Source organism: Citrobacter sp. Cpo037 (assembly GCF_030332945.1).
GTDB lineage: Bacteria > Pseudomonadota > Gammaproteobacteria > Enterobacterales > Enterobacteriaceae > Citrobacter > Citrobacter portucalensis.
The window spans coordinates 219,913-242,524 of the sequence record NZ_JAOWGW010000062.1 but is presented as its reverse complement, the minus strand read 5'-3'; the positions used below and the strand labels follow the sequence as shown (position 1 = coordinate 242,524).

Annotated in this window: 20 protein-coding genes and 1 tRNA gene; 6 read left to right on the top strand and 15 right to left on the bottom strand. The window is 52.6% G+C overall.

Annotated elements, in window-relative coordinates; translation table 11 throughout:
* Window positions 1–18: 18 nt before the first annotated feature.
* Entirely contained in the window at window positions 19–1,020 is a 1,002-nt protein-coding gene (flk, locus tag OGX94_RS12955) for a flagella biosynthesis regulator Flk (RefSeq protein WP_286569370.1), read from the top strand.
* On the opposite strand, the gene OGX94_RS12950 is transcribed toward flk, so the two are convergent.
* Together OGX94_RS12950 and fabB are read right to left on the bottom strand one after the other, a co-directional pair.
* Complete coding sequence (locus OGX94_RS12950) at window positions 1,017–2,195, bottom strand: MFS transporter (protein ID WP_286569362.1); 1,179 nt, start codon at window positions 2,193–2,195, stop codon at window positions 1,017–1,019. The genes flk and OGX94_RS12950 overlap by 4 nt on opposite strands.
* Before the next feature lie 230 nt (window positions 2,196–2,425).
* The gene (fabB, locus tag OGX94_RS12945) at window positions 2,426–3,646 is read right to left on the bottom strand and encodes a beta-ketoacyl-ACP synthase I (RefSeq protein ID WP_046670107.1); all 1,221 of its coding nucleotides are present in this window, start codon (window positions 3,644–3,646) and stop codon (window positions 2,426–2,428) included.
* A gap of 159 nt (window positions 3,647–3,805) precedes the next feature.
* On the opposite strand from fabB, the gene mnmC reads away from it, so the two are divergent.
* Window positions 3,806–5,806: a bifunctional tRNA (5-methylaminomethyl-2-thiouridine)(34)-methyltransferase MnmC2/FAD-dependent 5-carboxymethylaminomethyl-2-thiouridine(34) oxidoreductase MnmC1 gene (gene mnmC, locus OGX94_RS12940; RefSeq protein ID WP_257661784.1), complete on the top strand. Its 2,001-nt coding sequence runs from the start codon at window positions 3,806–3,808 to the stop codon at window positions 5,804–5,806.
* Window positions 5,807–5,920: 114 nt separating this feature from the next.
* Here mnmC and OGX94_RS12935 read toward each other — a convergent pair whose 3' ends face one another.
* The 6 genes from OGX94_RS12935 to prmB are packed head-to-tail and all read right to left on the bottom strand — an operon-like array spanning window position 5,921 to window position 10,471.
* Window positions 5,921–6,196, bottom strand: coding sequence for a YfcL family protein (locus tag OGX94_RS12935; RefSeq protein WP_003028163.1), 276 nt, complete (start codon window positions 6,194–6,196; stop codon window positions 5,921–5,923).
* A gap of 32 nt (window positions 6,197–6,228) precedes the next feature.
* The gene (locus OGX94_RS12930) at window positions 6,229–6,777 is read right to left on the bottom strand and encodes an elongation factor P hydroxylase (protein ID WP_003834819.1); all 549 of its coding nucleotides are present in this window, start codon (window positions 6,775–6,777) and stop codon (window positions 6,229–6,231) included.
* Window positions 6,777–7,586 (bottom strand): sulfite exporter TauE/SafE family protein, encoded by an 810-nt coding sequence (locus OGX94_RS12925; RefSeq protein ID WP_003834821.1) that lies wholly within the window; start codon window positions 7,584–7,586, stop codon window positions 6,777–6,779. The genes OGX94_RS12930 and OGX94_RS12925 overlap by 1 nt, the downstream gene beginning before the upstream one ends.
* Window positions 7,586–8,410 (bottom strand): penicillin-insensitive murein endopeptidase, encoded by an 825-nt coding sequence (gene mepA / locus OGX94_RS12920; RefSeq protein WP_063940571.1) that lies wholly within the window; start codon window positions 8,408–8,410, stop codon window positions 7,586–7,588. The genes OGX94_RS12925 and mepA overlap by 1 nt, the downstream gene beginning before the upstream one ends.
* Before the next feature lie 3 nt (window positions 8,411–8,413).
* On the bottom strand, window positions 8,414–9,499 hold the full coding sequence (gene aroC / locus OGX94_RS12915; RefSeq protein WP_003834825.1) for a chorismate synthase: 1,086 nt from the start codon (window positions 9,497–9,499) through the stop codon (window positions 8,414–8,416).
* A 39-nt stretch (window positions 9,500–9,538) separates the two neighbouring features.
* Entirely contained in the window at window positions 9,539–10,471 is a 933-nt protein-coding gene (gene prmB / locus OGX94_RS12910) for a 50S ribosomal protein L3 N(5)-glutamine methyltransferase (RefSeq protein WP_003834827.1), read from the bottom strand.
* A 166-nt stretch (window positions 10,472–10,637) separates the two neighbouring features.
* Here prmB and smrB point away from each other — a divergent pair, with 166 nt between their 5' ends.
* Window positions 10,638–11,189 (top strand): endonuclease SmrB, encoded by a 552-nt coding sequence (gene smrB, locus OGX94_RS12905; RefSeq protein ID WP_003839296.1) that lies wholly within the window; start codon window positions 10,638–10,640, stop codon window positions 11,187–11,189.
* Window positions 11,190–11,263: 74 nt separating this feature from the next.
* Here smrB and sixA read toward each other — a convergent pair whose 3' ends face one another.
* The 4 genes from sixA to OGX94_RS12885 form a co-directional block, all read right to left on the bottom strand.
* Window positions 11,264–11,749: a phosphohistidine phosphatase SixA gene (gene sixA, locus OGX94_RS12900; protein ID WP_003028179.1), complete on the bottom strand. Its 486-nt coding sequence runs from the start codon at window positions 11,747–11,749 to the stop codon at window positions 11,264–11,266.
* A gap of 208 nt (window positions 11,750–11,957) precedes the next feature.
* Window positions 11,958–14,105: a fatty acid oxidation complex subunit alpha FadJ gene (gene fadJ / locus OGX94_RS12895; protein WP_003834835.1), complete on the bottom strand. Its 2,148-nt coding sequence runs from the start codon at window positions 14,103–14,105 to the stop codon at window positions 11,958–11,960.
* Window positions 14,105–15,415 (bottom strand): acetyl-CoA C-acyltransferase FadI, encoded by a 1,311-nt coding sequence (gene fadI, locus OGX94_RS12890; RefSeq protein WP_063940574.1) that lies wholly within the window; start codon window positions 15,413–15,415, stop codon window positions 14,105–14,107. Before fadI ends, fadJ begins: the two co-directional genes overlap by 1 nt.
* A 176-nt stretch (window positions 15,416–15,591) precedes the next feature.
* Window positions 15,592–15,876, bottom strand: coding sequence for a YfcZ/YiiS family protein (locus OGX94_RS12885; protein WP_003834838.1), 285 nt, complete (start codon window positions 15,874–15,876; stop codon window positions 15,592–15,594).
* Between the two features lie 371 nt (window positions 15,877–16,247).
* On the opposite strand from OGX94_RS12885, the gene fadL reads away from it, so the two are divergent.
* Entirely contained in the window at window positions 16,248–17,528 is a 1,281-nt protein-coding gene (fadL, locus tag OGX94_RS12880; RefSeq protein WP_286569359.1) for a long-chain fatty acid transporter FadL, read from the top strand.
* Between the two features lie 59 nt (window positions 17,529–17,587).
* Here fadL and mlaA read toward each other — a convergent pair whose 3' ends face one another.
* On the bottom strand, window positions 17,588–18,343 hold the full coding sequence (mlaA, locus tag OGX94_RS12875; RefSeq protein ID WP_003028190.1) for a phospholipid-binding lipoprotein MlaA: 756 nt from the start codon (window positions 18,341–18,343) through the stop codon (window positions 17,588–17,590).
* Window positions 18,344–18,631: 288 nt separating this feature from the next.
* On the opposite strand from mlaA, the gene OGX94_RS12870 reads away from it, so the two are divergent.
* Window positions 18,632–19,573, top strand: coding sequence for a formate/nitrite transporter family protein (locus OGX94_RS12870; RefSeq protein WP_125112645.1), 942 nt, complete (start codon window positions 18,632–18,634; stop codon window positions 19,571–19,573).
* A gap of 75 nt (window positions 19,574–19,648) precedes the next feature.
* Window positions 19,649–19,723: transfer RNA gene (locus tag OGX94_RS12865), tRNA-Arg, on the top strand.
* A 46-nt stretch (window positions 19,724–19,769) separates the two neighbouring features.
* Here OGX94_RS12865 and OGX94_RS12860 read toward each other — a convergent pair.
* Both OGX94_RS12860 and OGX94_RS12855 read right to left on the bottom strand, forming a co-directional pair.
* Window positions 19,770–20,402: an ECs1377 family protein gene (locus OGX94_RS12860; protein WP_063940581.1), complete on the bottom strand. Its 633-nt coding sequence runs from the start codon at window positions 20,400–20,402 to the stop codon at window positions 19,770–19,772.
* Between the two features lie 186 nt (window positions 20,403–20,588).
* On the bottom strand, window positions 20,589–22,487 hold the full coding sequence (locus OGX94_RS12855; protein ID WP_063940582.1) for a methyl-accepting chemotaxis protein: 1,899 nt from the start codon (window positions 22,485–22,487) through the stop codon (window positions 20,589–20,591).
* Between the last annotated feature and the right edge of the window lie 125 nt (window positions 22,488–22,612).

Here is a 22,612-nt window from a genome sequence, read left to right as displayed (position 1 = left end):
ATTTAAGGAACAGAGATGATGCAGCCCATTTCAGGTACGCCCGCACGCCCTCCCGGCGAAGGCCATAATGCCCCTTCCGCTGCGGGTGAACAACCGTTATCCACGCAACAACGTACTGTGCTGGAACGGCTTATTACCCGTTTGATTTCACTCACCCAGCAGCAAAGTGCTGAGGTGTGGGCCGGAATGAAGCACGATCTGGGCGTCAAAAGTGATACGCCGCTGCAGTCACGTCACTTTCCAGCCGCTGAGCAAAACCTGAATCAACGGCTGGGGGTTGCTCAGCAAAATCATGTTAATCGTCAGGTGCTTTCGCAGCTCACTGAATTACTGAGCCAGGGAAATAATCGCCAGGCAGTGAGTGATTTTATCCGTCAGCAGTATGGGCAAACGGCGCTCAGCAAGCTCACGCCTGAGCAGTTAAAGAACGTGCTCACGCTACTGCAACAGGGGCAGCTGTCGATACCGCAGCCACAGCAGCGCCCGGCCACCGATCGTCCGTTGCTCCCCGCAGAGCACAATACGCTGAACCAGTTAGTTACCAAACTGGCGGCGGCCACGGGAGAATCCGGGAAGATGATCTGGCAGTCGATGCTGGAGTTGTCTGGCGTAAAAAGCGGTGAGCTGATCCCTGCCAAACAGTTTACGCACCTGGTCACCTGGCTGCAGGCGCGCCAGACGCTCAGCTTGCAAAGCGCCCCGACGCTACAAACGCTCCAGGCGGCGCTGAAGCTGCCATTAGAGCCGAATGAGCTGACAGCAATAAAAGAGTACGCACAGCAGACGTATCAGATCCAACCACAATCGATTCTGACCACGGTGCAGGTGCAGGACTTGCTCAATCAAATTTTCCTGCGGCGCGTGGAACGAGAACGCGAGCTCAGCGATCCGCGCCATCTGCAGCCCATTTACAGCCCGTTCGCGCCGATGATTGAAACGGTTAAATCTCTGTCGGCACGACCGGGACTGCTGTTTGTTGCGTTGATAATTGCGTTAACCATTTTCTGGCTGGTCGCCTAACCTTTACGCAGCGTAAGCAACGTTACAATAATCCCCACCACGGCAGATATCGCCCCGGCAAGGAACACTGAGGGATAACCGTACGCGGTGGCCAGCACCCCGGCGACCGGACCGCTTATGCCGTAGGAGATATCCTGAAACGCGGCGTAACCGCCCAGCGCCCTCCCACGAACCTGCGCGGGCACTCGCTTCACTACCTCGACACCCAAGGCCGGGAAGATAAGCGAACACCCGGCCCCGGTTAATGCCGCTCCGAGCAGCGCAATCCAGGCTGATGGGGCCTGCCACAGCAGAATCAGCCCCGCAGTTTCCACCAGCAAAGAGACAACGGCAACCTTCACGCCGCCGAACCGGTCCGGCATCCAGCCAAACAGAATGCGCATCAGCACAAACGCCCCACCAAACGCAGTCAGGGTGAACCCCGCCATCGTCCAGCCGTTGCTGACAAAATAGAGTGAAATAAACGTACCGATCACCGCAAAGCCAACGCCCTGCAGCGCCAGGCCCAGGCCCGGTTTCCAAATAAGCCCTACCACGCTCCATAACGAAGGACGTTCTCCTGCATGCGCAGGCACTTTGCGTACAGTGCCGTTGAATGCCCATGCCAGCAGCGGTAATACCATCGTCGTCCCGGCCAGCGCTGCAAAGCCAAAGTGGCTGTGGATCAACAGGCCCAACGGTGCACCGGCGGCCAGCGCGCCGTAAATCGCCATTCCGTTCCACGACATCACCTTACCGGAGCGTGTTGGGCCGACCAACCCCAACCCCCAGGTCAACGTTCCAGTGAGCAGTTGGCTTTCGCCAAAACCGAGGATCAAACGCCCGACGATTAACAACGCAAATTTTACAGGGACAGAAACTGGCAATAGCGCGGCTAAAAGCCACGCCGCGCCCGCCAGCCCACAGGCAAACATCCCCTGTAGCGCCGAGCGTTTAGCACCATATTGATCGGCTAAGCGCCCGGCGTAGCCGCGCGTTAATACCGTTGCCAGAAACTGTACGCCTACGGCGATACCGACCATGGTATTGCCATAGCCCAGTTCCTGATGCACAAACAGAGGAATCACGGGCAAAGGTAGGCCGACCGTCATATAGGTCAGGAAAACCGCAAAAGCGATACGAAACAACGAAAAGTTCGCCGAAGGTGTTTTTTCTTGTTGGGTTACAGCTGTCATGCGTTACTCCAAAATGCAGAGTAAGGCGAGGAATGTCCACGCCCCCTCTACCTGACTATCAGGATTAAGGTGCGTTGGATAACGTTAAACGCTTACGCATTATCAAGAGGATAATGTTGAAGCTGGAGTCTGCCTGTAAACCGGATCGATTGTCAACGATATAAAAAAGGGAGCCATCAGGCTCCCTTTACTGTACAGCATGAGCCGGATATAAGATCCGGCACACTGTTTTATGCTTTCAGCTTACGCATAACCAGAGTTGCGTTAGTGCCGCCAAAGCCGAAGCTGTTGGACATCACGGTAGTCAGCGCCTGCTCGGTCGGTTTGGTCACGATGTTCAGACCTGCCGCCTGCTCATCCAGCTCTTCAATGTTGATGCTCGGCGCGATAAAGCCGTGTTCCAGCATCAGCAGAGAGTAGATAGCTTCCTGCACACCAGCCGCACCCAGAGAGTGACCGGTCATGGCTTTAGTCGCAGAGATGGCCGGGCTGTTATCACCAAACACTTCACGGATTGCACCCAGCTCTTTCACGTCGCCTACCGGAGTAGAGGTACCGTGAGAGTTCAGGTAGTCGATCGGGGTGTCTACGCCGTGCATCGCCATCTGCATGCAACGTACTGCGCCTTCGCCAGACGGAGCAACCATGTCTGCGCCATCGGACGTTGCGCCGTAACCGACGATTTCCGCGTAGATATGCGCGCCACGTGCCAGCGCATGCTCCAGCTCTTCGACCACGACCATACCGCCACCACCAGCGATAACGAAACCGTCACGGTGTGCGTCATAGGTACGGGAAGCTTTGGATGGATCGTCGTTGTATTTAGTAGACAGCGCGCCCATTGCGTCGAATTCACACGCCATTTCCCAGCACAGCTCTTCGCCGCCGCCAGCAAAAACGATATCCTGTTTGCCCAGCTGAATTTGTTCTACCGCGTTACCGATACAGTGCGCAGATGTCGCACAGGCAGAGCTGATGGAGTAGTTTACGCCGTGGATTTTGAACGGTGTTGCGAGGCAGGCAGAAACGCCGGACGCCATCGCTTTGGTGACCACATACGGGCCAACCGCTTTCAGACCACGCGGGCTACGCATTGCGTCAGCACCGAACACCTGAAAACGCGGGGAGCCGCCGCCGGAACCTGCAATCAGGCCAACGCGCGGGTTGTTCTGGTAATCTTCTGCTGCAAGGCCGGCATCAGCCACTGCCTGTTCCATAGAAAGGAATGCATAGATGGATGCGTCGCTCATAAAGCGCACTACTTTGCGGTCAATGAGGCCAGTGGTATCCAGTTTTACGTTGCCCCAAACGTGGCTACGCATGCCGGAGTCCTTCAGCTCCTGAGAGAAAGTGATCCCTGAACGTCCTTCACGCAGAGATGCCAGGACTTCCTGCTGGTTATTACCGATGCTGGAAACGATGCCCAAGCCAGTAATCACTGCACGTTTCATTCAATACCTCTGTAAGTCGCACTATTTTAAAGTTTCGAGTGGCACAATAGCGTACACTTGTACGCCGAACAAGTCCGATCAGCCATTTAGTGTGGAAATTTGCGCAGCCAGGCACTCATCGCTAAGATCGGGGCACAGCCTGCCAGACGAGTAACTTACGTGAAACAATACGCTATACAACCTGCAAACCTTGAATTCAACGCTGAGGGTACACCTGTTTCCCGAGATTTTGACGATGTCTATTTTTCCAATGATAACGGGCTGGAAGAGACACGTTACGTCTTTCTCGGCGGGAATCATCTCGCCCAGCGATTCCCTGCGCATTCACGGCCCCTCTTCGTGGTGGCAGAAAGCGGGTTTGGCACCGGACTTAACTTCCTGACACTCTGGCAGGCATTTACCGATTTTCGCGATACCCATCCCGAAGCTACCCTGGAAAGATTACATTTCATCAGCTTTGAAAAATATCCACTGACGCGCGAAGATTTAACCTTAGCCCATCAGCACTGGCAAGAACTTGCCCCGTGGGCCACGGCGCTGCAAGAGCAATGGCCGCTGCCGCTGGCGGGATGCCATCGCCTGCTCCTTGATGAAGGACGTATCACGCTGGATCTGTGGTTTGGCGATATTAACGAACTGACCAGTAAGCTCGATGACTCCCTGAATCAAAAAGTGGATGCCTGGTTTCTGGACGGTTTCGCTCCGGCAAAAAACCCGGATATGTGGACGCCAACGCTGTTTAACGCAATGGCCCGTCTGGCTCGTCCCGGCGGTACGCTGGCGACCTTCACCTCAGCTGGCTTTGTGCGCCGGGGGTTGCAGGAAGCCGGGTTTACGATGCAAAAATGCAAAGGCTTTGGTCGCAAACGCGAAATGCTCTGTGGCGTAATGGAACAGACGCTGACGCTCCCCTCCTCGGCGCCGTGGTTTGCACGTACCGGAACAGATAAACGCGAAGCCGCCATTATTGGCGGGGGGATTGCCAGCGCATTGCTGTCGTTGGCGTTACTGCGTCGCGGTTGGCAGGTCACTCTCTATTGCGCCGACGATAACCCAGCCGGGGGTGCATCCGGCAATCGCCAGGGCGCGCTTTATCCGCTACTCAGCAAGCATGACGCGGCCATTAATCTCTTTTTCCCCACCGCGTTTACCTTCGCTCGTCGACTGTATGACGCCCTCCCCGTTGAGTTCGCGCATGACTGGTGCGGTGTGACACAACTGGCGTGGGATGAAAAAAGCCAGCAAAAAATCGACCAAATGCTGTCCCTTGAATTGCCTGATGCGCTCGCCATCAGCGTTAACGCAGAGCAGGTTTTACAAACGACCGGCGTAGAAACCGGATGCGGCGGCATTCAGTACCCTGCCGGAGGATGGCTGTGTCCGGCACAGTTAACCGCCGCCGTATTCGACTACGCCGCAACGCTGGGATTACGCACCCGGTATCAACATACGCTGGCCTCGCTGTCTCGGCAGACAGAACACTGGCAATTGACGTTTTCCAGTGGCGACACCGCCACTCACGCTGCTGTAGTTATGGCTAACGGGCATCGCATTAACGGCGTTGAGCAAACGCAGTCGCTTCCGGTGTACTCCGTAGGCGGTCAGGTGAGTCACATTCCTACCACGCCTTCGCTTTCAGCGCTGCGTCAGGTGCTGTGCTATGACGGCTACCTCACGCCACACAACCCGCAAAACCAGCAGCACTGCATTGGCGCCAGCTATCATCGCGGAAGTGAAGAAACGGTGTATCGCGCGGACGATCAGCAGCAAAACCGTCAGCGCTTAATAGATTGTTTCCCGAATGCCTCGTGGGCAAAAGAAGTAGACGTTAGTGGCAATGACGCCCGTTGTGGAGTGCGCTGCGCCACGCGCGATCACATGCCGATGGTCGGCAACGTCGCGGATTATGACGCCACGCTCAGCCAGTATGCCACTCTTGCCGAAGACAAAGTGCACGCCGTAAACGCCCCGGTGTATTCCGATTTATTTATGTTAGGTGCGCTGGGCTCGCGCGGGCTGTGTACTGCCCCGCTGTGTGCAGAAATTCTTGCATCGCAAATGAGCAATGAACCCATACCAATGGATGCCAACACGCTGGCAGCGCTGAATCCGAATCGTCTGTGGGTAAGGAAGTTATTGAAGGGTAAAGCGGTGAAATAAGATACCATCTCGCCATTGCCTGATGGCGCTACGCTTATCAGGCCTACAACTCCCGTCCTCGTAGGCCGGATAAGACGCCTTCGCGTCGCCATCCGGCACAATCCACTGCAATTATTATTGCGTTGCCTTCTGGAACAGTGTGTCCCACATCTCTTTCACTAACGCCTGGTCACGCGGCGAGAGTTCGCCTGCGCTGATGGCTTTTTCCAGGCTGCTGGTCACATTGGCGTACAATGCCTCAGCGGAATGGTCCTCGCCAGCATCCAGCTCAGCCACAGCCAGCGTCAGGTGCCCACGCAAATAGCCACTGGCAAACAACTCATCATCGCTGGCGTGCTCTACCATATCGTCGATTAATGCCAGAATGCGTGATTCAAACTCCGCGATCATCTTATTTCCTCATTGTAAACGTGGCAGCGGCTTCAGTTGAGCGCTTCGGGCCACGGGAATTGTTCCGCCGTAAGTTCAGGCGTGTGATAATAATTCTGTAACGCGTTAATGAAACGCGCCGGACGTTCAGGGATCCCTTTTTCCAGGTACTCCATCACCTGAGCATGAACACGGCGCTGGAATACCACGCGATCCGGTTCAAAGTCCCCCTCCAGATTGTCGCAACTGACGTTAAACGGGTAGCCCGCCGCCATGCAAAACAACCAGTCAAACGCCTGCGGCTTCACTTCCACATCTTCAAACTGGCATTGTGTCTTCGCGTCGCGTCCGTCCGGGCAGTACCAGTAACCGAAATCGACCAGTTCACGACGGGCTTTACCGGCGATGCACCAGTGTGAAATTTCGTGTAACGCACTGGCGTAATAACCATGCGCAAAAACGATACGGTGATACGGTAATTCCGCATCCGCTGGAAGATAGATCGGTTCGTCGTCGCCTTTAATCAGACGGGTATTAAATTCATCGGCAAAGCAGCCGTTAAAAATCTCAATTAACTGTTCGTAGTGATGCGTATTATTCATTAGTTCATCCCCAGCCAGTGGAGAATCTCCTGTCCATGATTATCATAAAGTAGCTTGGCGCTCATCACGGCGGAGACAATAACGATCATTGGCCGAATAAGTTTTTGTCCTTTGCTGAGTACCAGTCGAGAGCCCATCCGTGCGCCAATAAACTGGCCAATGAGCATCACAAAACCTGTCGCCCAAATCACTTTGCCGCCGAGAGCAAACAGCAACAACCCGCCGATATTCGAGGTGGCATTTAATACTTTGGCGTGAGCCGTCGATTTCGCCAGGTTGTATCCGCACAGCATGACAAAAGCCAGCGCGTAGAACGACCCCGCCGCCGGACCAAAAAAGCCATCGTAAAAGCCGACGCATCCCCCGGCCACCAGCGCAAAAGGCAACCCATGCAGTCGACGCTGTCGGTCTTCTTCCCCGATTTTCGGCATCAACAGAAAGTAAAGGCCAATACAGATAACCAATACTGGCAGGATCTGGCGCAGAACATCTGACTGCACGTGTTGAACCAACAGCGCGCCACTCATTGAGCCGATAAAGGTCATGAAGATATTGAGCTTCTGATCCGCCAGATTAACCACACCCCGACGAATAAAATAGAGGGAGGAAGAGATAGATCCCCCGCAGGCTTGCAGCTTATTGGTCGCCAGCGCTTGCGCAGGTGGCATCCCGGCCGCCATCAATGCCGGGATGGTGAGTAGACCACCGCCTCCGGCCAGAGAATCAATAAAACCTGCCAGCATCGCCACAAAAAAAAGCACACCTAACAGCAGTGGCGACACCATAAACAGAGAGGCAAAATGATCCATTAGAGTACATGCTCGTCCAGTAGCGCCTGGCAGGAAGGCGGCAACGGCGGCGGTGTCTTCTTCTCAGGCTTGGTGGTTCCAGGTTTTGGAGGTTCGAACCAGCTTTGCAGCTCTGCGCCACAGCCGTCACCCGGTGGCGGTAACGGTTGATCTTCACACTCAAGGCTGTCGGCAGGGCAACGTAACCGCACGTGCATATGCGCACGATGCTGGAACCACGGCCGCACTTTACGCAACCAGTCCCTGTCGGTCCCTGCATCCAGACAAAGTTGTTGCTTAATCGCCGGATTCACGAAAATACGCGTTACTTCATTATCTTTTGCAGCCAGCCTGATCAGGCTGAAAATCTCCGGTTTCCACAGTGACGGCACAACACGTTTGCCATCCTGTGAGACCAGATCTAACGCCTGCGGCCGCAGCAGTTGCGACTGGGTCCAGCGCGTTTTCGGCAGTTGCAGGAAAATATCCACATCCAATCCCGTCTGGTGGCTGGCGTGACCGCCATTGAATCGCCCACCGGCCGGCATACCCATATCGCCGATTAACACCGTGCCCAGCCCCTGACTATTGGCCTGATTACTCAGACGCTGGATAAACCTCACCAGATCCGGATGGCCAAAGTAACGACGCTGATCGGTGCGCATCACCTGATAGTGTTTTGACTGGACAGGCAGCGTATCTGCGCCAACAATACAGCCATTGGAAAACGCGCCGATAGACTGCGCGCTGCCCGCAACCGGATGGGTAATTTTCTGCCAGGGCGTCGCCGCCAGACAGGCGGTACTGGCAAACAGAGCCAGCGCCGCAAGTGCCGTTTTTTTCATCTCTTACCAGCGTGGAATATCGGTCTTCACGTCCGCATTTTGCGCCCGCTGACGCAGCAGGTGATCCATCAATACGATCGCCAGCATCGCCTCGGCGATCGGTACGGCGCGGATCCCTACGCACGGATCGTGGCGACCTTTAGTGATCATTTCGACTTCTTCTCCAAAGCGGTTAATAGTGCGCCCAGGAACGGTAATACTGGACGTCGGTTTCAGCGCCATATGAGCAATGATTTGTTGCCCGCTGCTGATCCCGCCCAGAATGCCGCCCGCATGGTTACTCTGGAAACCTTCTTTGGTGATTTCGTCACGGTTCTGACTGCCGCGCAGCGCAACAACGTCAAATCCATCGCCAATCTCAACGCCCTTAACGGCGTTAATGCTCATCAGCGCATGGGCGATGTCGGCATCCAGGCGGTCGAATACAGGTTCGCCGAGACCCGCAGGTACACCGCGTGCAACAACGGTCACCTTAGCTCCGATGGAGTCACCTTCTTTCTTCAGCCCGCGCATCAGTTCATCCAGCGCTTCGAGTTTATCCGGGTCCGGGCAAAAGAACGGGTTAAGTTCCACCTGGGACCAGTCTTTAATCTCCAGCGGAATATCCCCCATCTGCGTCAGGCAGCCGCGGATCTCAACGCCGAATTTTTCCGCCAGATATTTTTTGGCAATCGCTCCGGCCGCCACGCGCATCGCTGTTTCACGTGCGGATGAACGTCCGCCGCCACGGTAGTCGCGCAGGCCATATTTTTGCTCATAGGTATAGTCGGCGTGTCCCGGACGAAAAACGTCCTTAATCGCGCCGTAATCCTGTGAACGCTGATCGGTATTTTCGATCAGCAGGCCAATGCTGGTGCCTGTGGTAACGCCCTCGAACACCCCGGAGAGGATTTTCACCTGATCCGGCTCACGACGCTGCGTAGTGTAGCGCGATGTGCCCGGACGGCGTCTGTCGAGATCGTGCTGCAGGTCAGCTTCTGTCAGAGAAATGCCCGGCGGAACACCATCGACAATACAACCGAGCGCCAGCCCGTGTGATTCGCCGAAAGTGGTTACGCGAAAGAGTTGCCCAATTGTGTTTCCTGCCATCACGGCTCCGTTATGCGTGTTGTGTATGTGCGCGTGTAATTAGTCTTTATAAATGCTGAAGTGCTCGCGAGCAGCAACTAACTGCTCTTTGGTCAGCATAAATACGCCGTCACCACCGTTGTCGAACTCCAGCCAGGTGAACGGTACATCCGGATACTGCTCCATCAGATGTACCATGCTGTTTCCGACTTCACAAATCAGAATACCGTTATCTGACAGGTAGTCTGGGGCGTTCCCCAGAATGCGGCGGGTAAGTTTCAGCCCATCGCTGCCGGACGCCAGACCCAGTTCAGGTTCGTGACGATATTCGTTTGGCAGATCGGACATATCTTCCGCATCGACATACGGCGGGTTGGTCACAATCAAGTCATACTGGACTTTCAGCAGATCGCGGAACAGATCGGAACGGATCGGCGTGACGTGATGGATCAGACCGTGTTCTTCAATATTGTGTTCAGTCACCGCCAGCGCGTCAGTGGAAATATCCACCGCATCGACTTCGGCTTCCGGGAAGGCATAGGCGCAGGCAATGGCAATACAGCCGCTGCCGGTACACATATCGAGGATATGCTGCGGTTGCTCATTAATAAGGCCCGCAAAGCGGTTATTGATAAGCTCGCCAATCGGTGAACGTGGAACCAGCACGCGTTCATCAACATAAAATTCATGCCCGCAGAACCAGGCTTTGTTGGTCAGATAAGCAACCGGAATGCGCTCGTTGACGCGGCGAATCACGCGTTCAACAATACGATGACGCTCGCTGGAGGTCAGACGCGCGGTACGCATATCTTCTGGAATATCCAACGGCAAATAAAGTGACGGCAGCACCAGTTGTACGGCCTCGTCCCATGGGTTATCCGTGCCATGGCCATACCAGATGTTCGCCGCGCTAAAACGGCTGACCGCCCAACGCAACATGTCCTGAATGGTATGCAGTTCACTCACTGCTTCATCGACGAAAATTTTATCCACGTATTCCTCCAGGGCATGCTCGTATTAATTTCGGCGGCTAGTTTGCCACGAAGACGGCGATAAATCAGCATTCACACGGGGCCTGAACGCGAAAATTGCGTTTTAAGCGATCGGATGCCCGCCGAGTCGGGTTAAACTAACGGAAAATAAAAGTTGAGACTCTCGAATGAAAAAGAAAACATCGCTCAGCGAGGAGGATCAGACGCTGTTTCGCCAGCTGATGACCGGCACGCGTAAAATTAAACAGGACACCATTGTTCACCGACCTCCACGTAAAAAAATTGCCGAGGTTCCGGTTAAAAGGCTGCTACAGGAGCAGGCTGATGCCAGCCACTATTTCTCGGATGAGTTTCAGCCGCTGCTGAATACGGACGGCCCGGTAAGATACCTGCGCGCCGACGTCAGCCATTTCGAACTGAAGAAAATGCGCCGTGGCGATTACTCTCCAGAGCTGTTTCTCGATCTGCATGGGCTGACCCAGCAACAGGCCAAACAAGAGTTAGGCGCGCTGATTGCCGCCTGTCGCCGTGAACATGTGTTTTGCGCCTGCGTGATGCATGGCCACGGAAAACATATTCTGAAACAGCAGACGCCGCTCTGGCTGGCCCAGCATCCGCACGTAATGGCCTTTCATCAGGCACCGAAGGAGTACGGTGGCGACGCCGCGCTGCTGGTGCTGATTGAAGTGGAAGAGTGGCTACCGCCCGAACTTCCGTGATGCAGAAAGACAAAAAGAGCCGCATTTGCGGCTCTTTGATTTTCCGGGTGGCTGCTGCGCCTTATCCGGCCTGTTTAAATCGCTTTTGCCATTTTCAGGTTACACGGGCTCATTTGCCAGTTAAAAGTACCCTTCCCGCTCTCATCAAGCGTAACGCTGGCAATCGCTGATGTGGTAAACATCGGCGGTGTTTCACCTGGGCAAAGCTCAGACACCAGATATCCCACTAAAGGCAAGTGAGAGATAACCAGTGCGGTGGCGATACCTTCATTGGCCAGAGCCTGTAAATAGGCGCTGACCAGACCGACATCGCCGCAGGGAGTCAGCTCCGGCAAAACATCCACACCGGTTGGCAGGTTCATACACTCCCCCACCACATCCAGCGTTTGTTCGGCTCGTAGGAACGGGCTCACCAGAACACGTTCGATATCCACTTTTTGACCTTTCAGCCAGTTCGCCATCAGGCGAGATTCGTCACAACCACAGGAGGTTAAGGGACGAACCGAATCACTGGCGGCATCGAGGGCCGCGTCGCCGTGACGCATGATAAAAACTTGCATATTGCACCGCTTTTGTTAACCAGAATCACCACTACCTTTATTCACAGCCCCTATTGGCTGTGGTAACGATATGGTGGCCGGCATTGTGCCTTATCCATTCACCGAATGAAACGCTGTTTTTTACCTCAACGGCGTAAGTATAGTCAATCTCTGTTTACATTTTGAGCGCGACCCATACATTCAGTGCGGATTCATCCTACCTTTGACCTCATGAATTCAGGTCAGTTTCCCCAATATTCCAGAATCTTTCACTGCGTTCCGCCATCTGCAATAACTGCTCACACGGTGTAAACCGCGAGCCGTACTGCGTGGTCAGCCGTTGCAGAACCGCAACCACTTCACCCGCGCCGAGAGAATCCATATACCGGAACGGGCCGCCGAGGAATGGCGGAAAACCAATACCAAATACAGCGCCGATGTCGCCATCACGTGCGCTGCGGACTATCTTCTCGTCGAAACAACGGGCTGCTTCATTGAGCATTAACATAACGCACCGCTCTGCTACCTGCGCAGCGGAAAGTCGGCCCTGACCCTGGACGCCAATAAGCGTATAAATTGCAGGGTCGACCTGTTTTTTGCTTTTACGCCCTTTCGCACCATAAAGATAGAAACCCCGACCATTTTTTCTACCTTTGCGATCGTCATTCAAAATTGAAGCAACAACATTTGCAGGCGCGCTAAAACGTTCTCCATATGCAGCCTCAAGCACTGGTATAATTTTAGTGCCCGTATCAATTCCAACCTCATCCAAAAGTTGGATTGGCCCAACTGGAAAACCAAACTTAACCAGCGCGGCGTCTATGGTTTCGACCCGCTCGCCTTCGGTCAACATACGAATCGCTTCGTTAATATAAGGCGCTAAAATGCGGTTAACGTAAAAGCCGGCCTTATCTCTCACCACTATCGGCGTTTTACCCTGTTTTTTCGCTAACTTAACGGTAGTTGCAATTGTCTGCTCAGAGGTCGTGGCATGCGGGATCACTTCGACCAACGGCATTTTTTCCACCGGACTAAAAAAGTGTAAACCAATCACTTGTTCGGGCCTTGCAGCGTTCGCAGCAATATCGCTAATGGGCAAAGATGAGGTGTTAGAAGCAAAAATGGTATGAGGTGCGCAATTTTGCTCAACTTCTGCCACCATCCTTTGTTTTAGCGACAGATCTTCAAACACGGCTTCAATAATTAGATCGCGATGCGCAAAGCCACGGTAGTCGATCGTTCCCGAAATCAGCGCCAGTTGTTTATCGCGTTCGCTGGCTTTGATATGACGGCGGCGAACCTTCGTTTCAAGCTGATCCCAGCTGTACTTCAGCGCGTGGTTGATTCCCTTAGCGTTTATATCTTTGATGCGCACAGGCAAGCCGCCTTTACAGGCCGTCACGTAGGCAATACCACCGCCCATCAGACCGCCGCCCAAAATACCTACGCTGTTTAGCGGGCCAGGTTTCGCATCACTTCCGGGATCTTTTTTCACATCGGTGTTGGCAAAAAAGATGTGCCGTAACGCCTGAGACTGGGATGTCATCGCCAGCTCACCAAACGCACTGGCCTCAGCGTCGTAACCGCTACTGCTGCCTTGCGCTAGCCCGGTTTCGATGACCTCAAGGATACGTTCTGTTGCAGGGTAGTTACCTTGCGTTTTTTGCACCGTCTTTTTACTGGCCATGCGGAACAACAGCGCCCGCCCCAGCGGCCCCGCCAACACTCGCTCTCTCACGGGCAGTGTTCGATGCGCAGAACTGTCCTTTTTAGCCAGTTCTACGGCCGCTTCCAGCAAAATGGAATGCGGTACAACTTCATCCACTAAACCAACTTTCAGCGCCTGTTTTGCGCGTAATTGTTTTCCGGTGAGGATCATATCCAGTGCGGTACTGACGCCAATCAGGCGCGGCAGCCGCTGCGTACCACCGGAGCCGGGCAACAAGCCAAGTTGTACTTCCGGTAAACCCAGAACGGTTTTAACATCATCGGTACAAATACGGTTGTGGCACGCCAGTGCCATCTCCAGGCCACCGCCGAGGCATGCGCCATGAATCGCGGCGATAACCGGGATCGGCAAGGCATTAATTTCCGCCATCATCTGCTGCCCCTGACGGGCCAGCGTTTCGGCTTCCTGCGCGCTACGACAACTACCAATCATGTTGATATCCGCCCCGGCAATGAAGTTATCGGGTTTAGCCGAAATAAACACCACGCCGCGCAATGCTTTGTTATCGCGGATTTGTTTCAGAATGGCCCGTACCTGTGAAGCAAACTCCGCTTTCAGGGTGTTCATTTTCTCTCCGGGCACATCAATGGTGACAACAGCAACGTTATCCAGACGTACGTTTAGTGTAAAAGCCGATGCCATTTCCATTATTCCGCCTCCAGAACCATGGCTGCACCCAAACCACCAGCTGCACAGGCGGTCACTAAACCAAAACCACCGCCACGACGTCGTAACTCATGTAGGGTTTGGGTGATCATGCGCGCACCGGTAGCGGCGAAGGGGTGTCCATAGGCAATCGATCCACCCAGCACGTTAAATTTACTGTCATCAACTTCGCCAGTGGCATGTGCTCTGCCCAGCACATCGCGGGCAAAACGTTCGCTACCCAACAACTGAAGATTCGCCAGCGTTTGTGCGGCAAAAGCTTCATGCATGTCGATCAGGGTTAAATCTGCCATCGTCAGACCCGCTCTCTCCAGGGCTAGCGGCGTTGACCACGCTGGTCCCAGCAGCATGTCCTGCCAGACATCGATGGCGGTAAAAGCAAAACTACGCAGGTATCCCAGCGGCACCAGCCCCAACTCTTTCGCACGCGACTCCGTCATCATGATCACGGCGGCTGCGCCGTCCGTTAGCGGGGTACTGTTTGCTGCGGTGACAGTGCCGTGCTTGCGGTCAAACGCCGGACGTAGTTTGGCGTAATCGGCCAGCGTAGAGTTACCGCGAATATTGTTATCTTCTGAAAAAGGATCTTTAAACGGTGGCGCGTAGGTAGTCATTACCTCATCTGCCAGCTTTCCTTCAGCCCACGCCTGAGCGGCACGCTGATGAGAGCGGTGCGCCAGAGCATCCTGCTGTTCTCGGGTAATACCATAGGTTTTGGCCATTTGCTCAGCCGTATCCCCCATACGCAAACCAGTGGAATACTCGGCGACGGCTGGCGGCACAGGCATCAGGTCACGTAAACGCAGTCGGGAAAAGAGTTTAAGGCGTTGACCGGTTGTCCGGGCCTTATTGACATCCACCAGCACCCGCGCCAGCTTTTTACTAACGCCAATAGGCAAGACTGACGATGAGTCCGCACCACCCGCAATTCCCGCACGAATAGACCCCGCCATCAGGCTTTCCGCGACATTCGCCACTGCCTGAAAACTGGTCGCGCAGGCTCGGCTTACGCTATAGGCATCCGTATGCACATTCATGCCGGTTCCCAGCACGATTTCACGAGCAATATTTGGCGCTTCAGGCATTTGCACCACCTGACCAAAAACCAGTTGCTCAATCACATCAGCAGGTATTTCGCTGCGCGCCAGCAGCTCACCGACGACCATTTTTCCTAAATCAACGGCGGGAATGCCATGAAACGCGGTAGCCTGACGAGCAAATGGCGTACGCAATCCACTTACAATGGCAATACGGTCGCCCTGGCGGGTAACCAGCGGTAAAGCCTGACTCATAACACTCCCCTGTAAAAAATAAAATAAGTGGTCTGACCTGATCATAGTCTTAACCAATTTTTTACATTTAGCCAAGCGGAGAGAAAAGAAAGTGGGAGCTAAGACACAGTGAATAATCACTGACAGTTACGAAAAAGCCCTTGCTATCAGATAGCAAGGGCTTTTGCAGAGGGGGATTAACGCAGGCCCAGCTGGAAGATCAGCGTTTCAGCTTCACAGGCAAAAACAAAGTCGATATCCAGACGCACACCTTCTGACTCTTCAGTAAAGGTCGAGGTGATTTGGCAAGGCTCAGATTCCACGCCACGCGCCTTTTCAGTCAGAGCGGCCAGCGTTTCTTCTGCCTCTGCGCGGTTCGCGAACACACGGCTGTAGGACGCGGTGCAATCGGAGTTGTCCATGATGGTGCCAACATCCATACAGCAGCAAACCGGGGTTTCATCAGCACTGCATTTACTCATTGTAGATTTCCTCTGTATTCGCACCTGAGGTGCCAGATAAACGATAGGGATATTTTACGCTCCCATTATTCGCCTCTCCAGTCGTTAATTGTATGAAATGCGATAAGTGACCGAAATCACACTTAAAAATGATCTAAAACAAAAATCGCCCAAACAGGTGAGTGCGCACCCCCGCAATTTTGCCAGCTGGATCGCGTTTCTCTGATCAAATTTGAAAATATTTATAAACATACTTGCAACATTCCAGCTGGTCCGACCTATACTCACGCCACTGGTCTGATTTCTAAGTCGTACCTCAGACCCTACACTTCGCGCTCCTGTTACGGCATGTAACATTGTTTGTATAAAAATAAATCTATGAGGTTATGGTCATGAGCCAGAAAACCCTGTTTACAAAGTCTGCTCTCGCAGTCGCAGTGGCAATTATCTCCACACAGGCCTGGTCTGCAGGCTTTCAGTTAAACGAATTTTCTTCCTCTGGCCTTGGCCGGGCATATTCGGGTGAAGGCGCAATTGCAGATGATGCAGGTAACGCCAGTCGTAACCCGGCACTGATTATGATGTTCGATCGCCCTACTTTCTCAGCAGGTGCGGTGTATATCGATCCAGACGTTAATATTTCCGGTAAATCGCCATACACCGGACGCAGCACTGATGCGGACAACATCGCGCCTACGGCGTGGGTTCCCAATGCTCACTTCGTGATGCCTATCAACGAACAGTTTGGTTGGGGTGCTTCCGTTACCTCAAACTATGGCCTGGCTACCGAATTTAACGACAGCTACATCGTCGGTGAATACGGCGGTAAGACCGACCTTAAAACGGTCAACCTTAACCTGAGCGGCGCCTACCGTCTGAATGATAGCTGGAGCTTCGGTCTCGGTTTTAACGCCGTTTATGCTGATGCAAAAATTGAACGTTATTCTGGCGAGCAGACGGCTGCATTACCGAAGGTCAGCAACAAAATTGCCAGCCTGAAAGGGGACGAATGGGGCTACGGTTGGAACGCCGGGATTCTGTACGAACTGGATAAAAATAACCGTTATGGTTTAACGTACCGTTCTGAAGTTAAAATTGATTTTGATGGCGATTATAAGAGTGGCATCCGTACCCAGGCGAATGCTATACCTGGCGCTGGCACTACATTCCCATGGGGAACGACCAATGCCACTGTCCCGGGTTCTCTGACACTTAACCTTCCTGAAATGTGGGAATTGTCAGGTTATAACCGTATTGCACCACAGTGGGCTATCCACTACAGCATGGCCCATACCAGCTGGAGTCAGTTCCAGGAGCTGAAAGCCACAGGTTCCAATGGACAGACACTGTTCTATAAAGAAGAAGGCTTCAAAGATTCTTACCGCATTGCATTGGGTACGACTTACTATATGGATAAAAGCTGGACGTTCCGTACCGGTATTGCTTATGACGATAGCCCGGTTCCAGCAAGTAAGCGTTCCATCTCGATTCCGGATCAGGATCGCCTGTGGTTGAGTGCAGGTACAACTTATGCGTTCAATGACGATGCCTCTATCGACGTCGGTGTGTCTTACATGCACGGACAAAAAGTAACAGTGCAAGAAGGCAAATATACTTTCGACTCTGAAGGTAAAGCCTGGCTGTTTGGTACAAACTTCAACTACGCATTCTGATTTTCTTCAGACGTAAAAAAGGTGAGCTTTTTAGCTCACCTTTTTATTTGCCCAATTCCTTACTCAGAATCGATCTCTTTTAAATCATCCTGAATATCTTTCGCGTTCGGGTTTTCTTCTGGTTTGAGTTTCCCGCCGTTCGCAATAAAGTCATGACGCTGGAAGTAAGCTTCACGCACCATGATGTAAGGATCAGAAGACTGACGCAGCAGACCATCAGAGTCGAGCAATTGCGCGCGAGTTTCAATCCCTTCAACCGTCCATTTGCCTATCGACAACGGCCAGGTCAGCCAGGACAGTACCGGATACAGGGTATCGACCATATCGCCGCCGTCATCACGCAGCGTGAAACTACCGTAGAATGGAAGCTGCATATACGGTCCGTAACCAACATCATAGTGGCCTAACGTACTGCCAAAGCGGTGTGGTTCAACGCGCTGCAACTTCGGATTAGCCATACCAGCCACATCGATAAAGCCGCCCATACCTAACAGGGTATTCAGGAAGAAACGGGTAAAGTGCACCATCCCCTGATAAGGATCGCCTTGCAGGAAATAGTTGACCATGACGGCCGGCTCTTCAAGGTTCCCCGTAAAGTTGCTTAAACCATTACGCGCTGGCTGCGGAACATAATCTCGCCAGGCAACAGCTACGGGTCTAACAACGTATGGATCTAAAACATTAAAGTTGAAGTTGTACATGGTGCGGTTGAACCCTTCAAATGGATCCGAACGCCCCTGCTGTTCAGTACCGGAGCTCGCACACCCCACCAAAAGTGTGGTTCCCAGCGCAAGCGCCGACAGGCGAAGCTTCATAAGTGTCTCCCTGTGTTTTATGGCTATCGCTGATTGCCATCCATGACGGAACGATGACGTATCCGCCTGTTTAGATGTGAGCGATTGTAACAGCACGTCAAATGATGTCTATATACCCTGTCTTACTGATTTGATCATAGCCTGGTAATGCGCACTCCGCGGCGGTTCTATTCTAACTAACCCGATAAAAACAAACGTTACTATTTTTGCTATCTCAGACTTTCTCCCGCTGATTTTCGGACAAAAGCCGCTACGCTTTAGCAATACGTGCTTATTCAGGATTAGGCTATGAATGACATCAAGAAAGATAAGATCGATCGACACAGCGACGAGCTCGAGGTGGAAAGCGATGAAAAGCTAACAGGGACAAAGATAGAGCTTGATGAGGACAGACTCCCCTCCCGCGCCATGGCAATCCATGAACATATTCGCCAGGATGGAGAGAAAGAGATGGAGCGTGACGCGATGGCGCTACTGTGGTCAGCCATCGCAGCAGGACTGTCGATGGGCGCCTCATTGCTGGCTAAAGGGATTTTTCACGTACAGCTGGAAGGCGTGCCAGGGGGATTTTTACTCGAGAACCTCGGTTATACCTTCGGCTTTATTATTGTCATTATGGCCCGCCAGCAACTCTTTACCGAAAATACCGTCACCGCTGTACTGCCGGTGATGCAAAACCCTACCCTCGGCAATTTTGGCCTGTTGATGCGCCTGTGGAGCGTGGTTCTGCTGGGTAATATTATTGGCACCGGGGTTGCCGCATGGGCGTTTGAACATATGCCGATTTTTGATGAAGAGACCCGCGATGCTTTTGTCAAAATTGGTATGGATGTGATGAAAAATACGCCAACAGAGATGTTTTCCAACGCCATCATTTCCGGCTGGTTAATTGCCACCATGGTGTGGATGTTTCCAGCTGCCGGGGCGGCAAAAATTGTGGTCATTATTCTGATGACCTGGCTGATTGCGTTAGGTGATACCACGCATATCGTCGTCGGCTCGGTGGAAATTCTCTATTTGGTCTTTAATGGCACGCTGCACTGGAGTGATTTTTTCTGGCCCTTTGCGCTACCAACGCTCGCCGGGAATATCTGTGGCGGAACGTTTATTTTCGCGCTGATGAGCCATGCGCAGATCCGCAATGATATGAGCAACAAACGCAAGGAAGAAGCCAGGTTGCAAGCAAAGCGTGATGAGCAAAAGCAGAAAAACCAGAAAAAACAGGCCTGAATGGTGACTGTTTGAGCAGTCGGGCGGCCTGAGACTTACCGTTGTGAGTAAAAAACGCTATACTCGTGCCGCTTCGTCCCCTTAGTTAAATGGATATAACGAGCCCCTCCTAAGGGCTAGTTGCAGGTTCGATTCCTGCAGGGGACACCATGAATTCTTAGGCATCCAGTCAAAATCCTATCATTTACCAGTCAGTTCATCCCTTGGCCAGGCGGTAAAACGGCACATTCCTCACTGTTGCAGTAAGATTGTCGGACACCATTGTCTGCTTTGTCGCTATCCGCATCCCTGCTTTTCTCAGCCTCAACACATCAGCGGCAATACGCTGGCTGCCAAACCAGAAAAGCCCGTCCAGCGCAGTGACATCAAGGCCCGATTCCAGTGCCAGCTTCAGACGTTCACGCGGCGCTTTTACTGTTTTAGCAATCTGCTGATATGGCGCTTCGCTTGAACCTGCAGGACTAATGCGCCGGATACGATGTGACAGGCGGTACTGAAATTCATCCGGGATCCCGCCGAGACTCGCTTTCAGGCTGTAAACACATCCAAAGCGTTTGCCGTTAAAGATGACGTTTTTCTGACTAAGCTGCAGCTCTTCACGCACGCTGGCAATCAGTTGTGGAGTACGGAGTAATAACAGGCGGAAAGGCAGCTCAAAGCTGGTCACATAGTCCACATTCAATAAAGCAATACGAAGACGTTCTTGGGGCCCCGCCTTCATTTCCCGGCATTCAGCAATAACATCAGCCCACTGGCCGGTAAGACGGGAACACTCTGTCGCCTCAGTAAAACTGTATTTTTCAGCCTGATAATCAATACGCTCAGTCACACTGAATTCCCTTCTGGCCAGATCTCGGTATTGGTTGCTCACTTTACCAGCGACGACATCCCTGTGTCAGAAATCTTTTTCTAACCCACTGAAAGTACCTGACCAATGCTCCTTCCTATCCTCACCATGAGGATACGATAACTAACCGACCCGGTATGTTTTCCGGGTCGGTTAAACGGCGCCACGTCAGACAACAAAACGGTTAACCAGATCCTTCATGGTTGCCGACAGATTGTCCAGCCTCTGGCTGTCGCTCGCCGCCTGAGATACCAACGCCGCATTTTGCTGTGTAACCTGCTCCATCGGTCGCAATGCCAGGTTTATCTGGGTTACCCCTTGTGACTGCTCCGTCGCCACACGAGCGATATCCGCAATATATTGCTTCATACTGGTGGTATTATCCGCTGCGGCTTCCAGCGCGGTAGCAGATGCAGTAACCCGCTCAACACCCTCACTAATTTTGACCATATTCTGCGCGACCAACTCACGGATTTGGTTAGCCTCTTTGGCGCAACGCTGCGAAAGATTTCTCACTTCACTGGCTACAACAGCAAACCCCCTGCCCATCTCTCCTGCCCGAGCAGCTTCCACTGCCGCATTCAGCGCCAGTAAGTTAGTCTGAAACGAAATATCATCAATCGAGGTCACAATATTCGAGATTTTCTCACTGGAAGCGCGAATATCCCCCATGCTCTGGTTCGCCGCACTGGCAACGTTACTGGCCTGTCGGACCTCTTTTTCCAGTCTGATTGTCAGATGCTCCGCTTCGCGGGCATTATCCGCCGTTTGCGTAATCGCAGTTGATAGCTGCTCCATGCTGGCCACAGCTTCTACTATTGATGCAGCCTGTTCATCTGTACGTTGAGCCAGATCCTGATTTCCCGCCGTAATACTGCTACTGGCATCGGACAAAACCACGGAGCCTTGCTTAATCTCCTGTACGATATGCTGAATACTTTCCAGCATTGTGTTATAGGCACGATTAAGTGAGGAAAGCTCATCTTTGCCCGGGGTCGCCAGACGTTGAGTCAGATCGCCATTCATACCCGCAATCTTGCGTAGCGTGTCACTAAACTGACGGTGCATATTAATTGCGATGGCCCCAGCGAACGTCAATGATGCCAGGAGCGCTAACAGGCTAACAGCCATATATATTTGCCAGTTTTTTCGTGCATCCTGCGCGAGTTTTTCTGCATTCGCCAACAGACGATTCGCCGTCACATTTTCTATCTGCCGCATCACTTCAATACGCTGGGTTTGTACTTTAAACCAGGTAGTAGGATCGACACCAAATCCACCGTTGGCGGCATGGCTAAACGCGGTTTCACGAAATGCGAGGGCTTTTGACGCTTCTGCTGACTGTAAGCGGCTTTTCAACATGGCTGCCTGTTCCGGTGAACTCAGGCGTAACGATTCTGCCAACCAAACGTTCTGTTTACTGACGACATCACTGAGCTGATGTAACTGTCCGTAGGCGAAATGGCCGGAGGAAAAGATATTTGACAGCAGAGCTCGTTCAATACCCGCCTGTTCTTTTAAATTCAGCAGGTTGTAGTAGGCGGCGAATGCGTTTGCCATCTCGCCAGAATCCGTCAACTGCCCCAATCTACCCACAAAAATCAGCACATCAGCAATGACGTTGGTATAAAACTTAACAACATCTGAAGCCGGAAGCCCTAATTGCGTGACGTTCTCCCGTATAGTGGAGAGAGAAAGAATGTTTTTCTTAAACGTGGCGACAGAGGTGGCGACATCCCCTTCCGGTAATGCAGTATCGGACAGTGACCGCACAAATACCTCGATCTCGCGATCGGTCAAAGCCCGCTGTGCATTTAACTCATCTTTGAACGTCTTCCCTGCAGCCCCCAGAAACCCGACACTCATACCGCGTTCTTTTTGCAATTCATGCACTACATTTCCGGCACTGTGTGCGAGCGCTGTCAGTTGGGCAATATTCTCCATCTGCCGTTCTGTCTCAATGCGCGTTAATATTCCTGAACCAGCAAACCAACATAACGCCAGTAATAATGGTTGTAGCGCAATTATTAACTTCATTTTCATCGGCATTCGATAAACCCACCACATGCCACTTCCCCCCATTATCCATATTTTCACTATGGTTATCGGCGTAAAGAAGCGGCTCTTTAAATTTGAACAATGGGCAACTGTTTGTTTTTTAGATTAAATTTTTGCCAGTATAACTCTATTTA